Here is a 3,336-nt window from a genome sequence, read left to right on the forward strand (position 1 = left end):
TCACGATAGCCACGTTGGTAGGCTCGCACATGGGCTCTTTGCCGGCGAAAGCGCCGTTTCCGTTTTCGTTCCTTAATTGCCGCACCGGCAACACCGCCGATGATCGCGCCAGCCACGGCACCGCCGCCCCGTCCGATGATCCCGCCGATGATTGCGCCGCCAATGGCGCCCGCCAAGGGGTCGGCCGAGGCACGCGGAGAGCCTGCCGTAGAGCCGAGTGCGATTAGGAACGTTGCGACAGCCAAGACCGCAATGGATTGGTTGAACGTGCGCATGTTCACTTTACCTTCTCGCCCTTCTTCCAAACTTCGACAATCGCCACTGCGTCAGGCGACGACTTGACCAGCATCTGGCCGTCAGCCTTGCCATCAACAAACTGGCCCTGATAGACGGCGCCTTCGTCCGTCACGTATGTGCCGAACCCATGTGGTTTGTTGCTTTTGAACTGGCCGTGATACCGACCGCCCTCGGCGTCGTCGAGCGTTCCAGAGCCTGTAGCGACATTCTGGTCGAACTCACCGAGATAGGCTGTGCCCGGGCCAATCGATAGTCCGATACCGTGGCGCAAGCCGTTGTCGAATTCGCCGGCATACTCTTCATCGCCGATCTTCTCGTAACCGACGCCGTGTGCCTTGCCGTCCTTGATCTCACCTTCGTAGATGTTGCCTGCGGAATCCTTGAAAAGCCCACCGCCGTCGACGTCACTGTCCTTAAAGATGGCCTCGATCTGAAGCGTGCCCTCCGTGGTTGTGAGCTCCAGCTTGCCTGGCCCGTCGAGCTTACCACCCTCCATGAACCCCTCGTAGGTTCCGGCCGGCTTGCCACCCTCCGTCCATGTCAGCTTACCTTTGCCTGAAGCCCTGCCGTCCTTGCAGGGACCCGACCAGGTCACGACCTCGTTATCCATTGCCTCGTCCGACCAAATCTGGCAGCCGGACTCGTGCGCTTTGATCCAAAAGTCTTGCGCTGCAATCGGCGCTGACGCCGGAGCCATCGCCACAAACAGAAGCGGAAGTAGTGCGAAACGTTTCATTCCAACTGTTTCCTTAATCGACCAATAACGTCTTGCCCCATATCGAAATGGGGGCGCTCAATTGCGGGCCTCACCACGGCACAGCTGCACATCCAGCTGCGGACGGAACCGTCAGCAAGCGCCTTCGGGTCAGATGGGCGACGTGAATGACTTCTAGTCGACCTTGTCCTCCTACCAGATCGCGAGTGCGCTGCCGTAAGTGGGCGCAACCGTGATCAATCCAAAGCCTTACTAAGGCTGCAACTTCAAGGAGGTGCGATCGATCTGCTTTCCTTTCAAAAAAACGTGCCGGATATTTCTGGTGTGCGAAATGTTGGTTGATGGATCGCCTTCGACCAGAACTAGGTCGGCTGAGAGCCCGGTTTGCAGTGATCCAAACTCCTTTTCCCTTTCCAGGACTTTTGCACCATTGAATGTGCAAGCCTTAATGGCCTGAAGTTCGGGTATGCCAGCCTCAACCAAGAGCTCCATTTCCCGATGGGTCGATTCACCAGGCCACAAACCAGCATAAATATCGTCTGTGCCGCAAGCGATCAGAACTCCGGCTTCGTGTGATAGCTTCATATTCTGCATCATGTTTCCACGAAACCGCATCAACCTACCGAAGTTGTTTCGCTGGTAAAACGAGTCCGGTCCGTCGTAGTAGGCGTGACGTATCTTGCCGTAGACGTCATAGAAGTGATTCACTTCGTCTTCACCCCAGATGTCGACGATGAGTGGATCCTTCGCCATCAGACGTTTGCCATGTTCTCTGCCGACCCGAAGAGCAGACATCGCGTCACCCAGAACCGTGGTGCCAATAACAAATCTGTTGTTTTCAGCCATCCACCTGTGGTCTTCAATGGGCGCGACGTTGAAGCCTCCGGTATGGGCCCAACCGTCAAGACCAGTCGTCTGCATGACTTCGCGATTCAGATTCAGCATCCAAAGATCGGCAATGGCCCTTATGCCCTGTTTATGTGCCTCCGCAATCAGAGCCTGCATCCCGACGGTACCAATGCCGGCATAGATTTTGATGATCTCAATTCCGTCCTTCTTGTAGCGCGCGACCTGCTCGGGAAGCTTTGACAAATCGGAAACAATAGTTGATCGCGCCCAGGTTGCGTCACCGCCAGTGTTTCCGGCGTCCCAGCCACTTGGCTGTGAGGACCAAGCGACCCCAGTAGTGAAGAAGCGCGGCCCAAACAATTTGCCGCTATTGATCTCGTCTCGCTTCTTGAGAACCCAATTGTGGTCAGCGCCAGTGTCCAGGACCGTCGTGACACCGCTGTAGAGATAGCCCGAAAGACGTTGCTGAACGGACTTATCGTCGAACCTAACCTCGTACCGCTCGCCCGGAATAAGGCCGTTCGCCCAACCGCCCTGAAGGTGGATGTGTAAATCCATCAAGCCGGGCATTGCCGTGAGCCCCTGCCCGTCAATCTTTAAGGCACCGTCAGGGGCACGTAGCGTGCCGGAGGCACCCATGGCCGCAATTTTTCCGTCCTGTATAAGAATATCTTGATTGGACTGGACCTCGAACCCGAGGCCATCGATAACGCGTATGCCACTAATAAGGGTCGAGCCTGTGTGGGAATATCTGGGCTGCCCGAACGCGCTGCCGATGGCGAACGCTAGACTGATTGCAGCACTGAGGCACATTATCCAATATCTACTTAGCATAATCTCCTCCAAGAGGTTCGGGCATTGGGCCATTGTAGTTTTTGCCAAGCGGCTGCGCACCTGGGCAGGCGTTCAAAGCTACTTGAGCGATTTCGCAATGACGCGGGCAAAGGACCAGGTGTCATAGCCCTTCCCTGTGGCAAACGAAGCGACCACGAGGTTCTTCGACGGGGACACGTAGAGCGTCTGGCCGTGAAAACCCGATTTGCCGAAATCTCCGTCCTTCAAGACGAAATCCCACTGGCGGGTCTGGAAGGCGGCGGCTTCCCCGAGATAATCGTCGATTTTCGGTTTGAGCATGCCAGCCTCATAGAGGCCCGCGCGGCCGCCTTGCTGAATCTTTTGGATGAGGCTGTCCGGGATGACTTTTTCTTTGGCCACTATTGTCCAGCTGTTGGTGAAGAGCATGCCGTAGCGCGCCAAGTCCCGGAGCGTCGTGTTGAGCAAGCCATGGGCTCCGGACGCACCTTCGGGCGACATTGCCAGCAGTGCATCTGCCTCTGCACCCATCCGCTGCCAGATCATCTCGCCGACCAGTTCAGGGTAGGATCTTCCAGTAACTGTTTCGGCCAACCAGGCTGTGACGAACGTGTTTACCGAGGTGTACTCGAACCGCTTGCCGCTCGGCTTCTGCCGCTTGA

Annotated in this window: 4 protein-coding genes; all 4 read right to left on the minus strand. The window is 56.5% G+C overall.

The genetic code is table 11. The annotated features are described in order from the left end of the window. The coding region (locus tag AC33YF_RS13300; protein WP_491777694.1) for a YMGG-like glycine zipper-containing protein at positions 1–275 on the minus strand (275 nt) is incomplete at its 3' end. A 2-nt stretch (positions 276–277) separates the two neighbouring features. Then, complete coding sequence (locus AC33YF_RS13305; RefSeq protein WP_491777695.1) at positions 278–1,033, minus strand: MORN repeat-containing protein; 756 nt, start codon at positions 1,031–1,033, stop codon at positions 278–280. A 231-nt stretch (positions 1,034–1,264) separates the two neighbouring features. Next, positions 1,265–2,695 carry an amidohydrolase family protein gene (locus AC33YF_RS13310; RefSeq protein WP_491777696.1) on the minus strand — a complete coding sequence of 477 codons (1,431 nt, stop codon included), beginning with the start codon at positions 2,693–2,695 and terminating at the stop codon, positions 1,265–1,267. A gap of 78 nt (positions 2,696–2,773) precedes the next feature. After that, positions 2,774–3,336, minus strand: a 563-nt coding sequence (locus AC33YF_RS13315) for a serine hydrolase (protein WP_491777697.1), incomplete at its 5' end; no start/stop codon positions are given.

This window comes from Methyloceanibacter sp. (assembly GCF_058506495.1).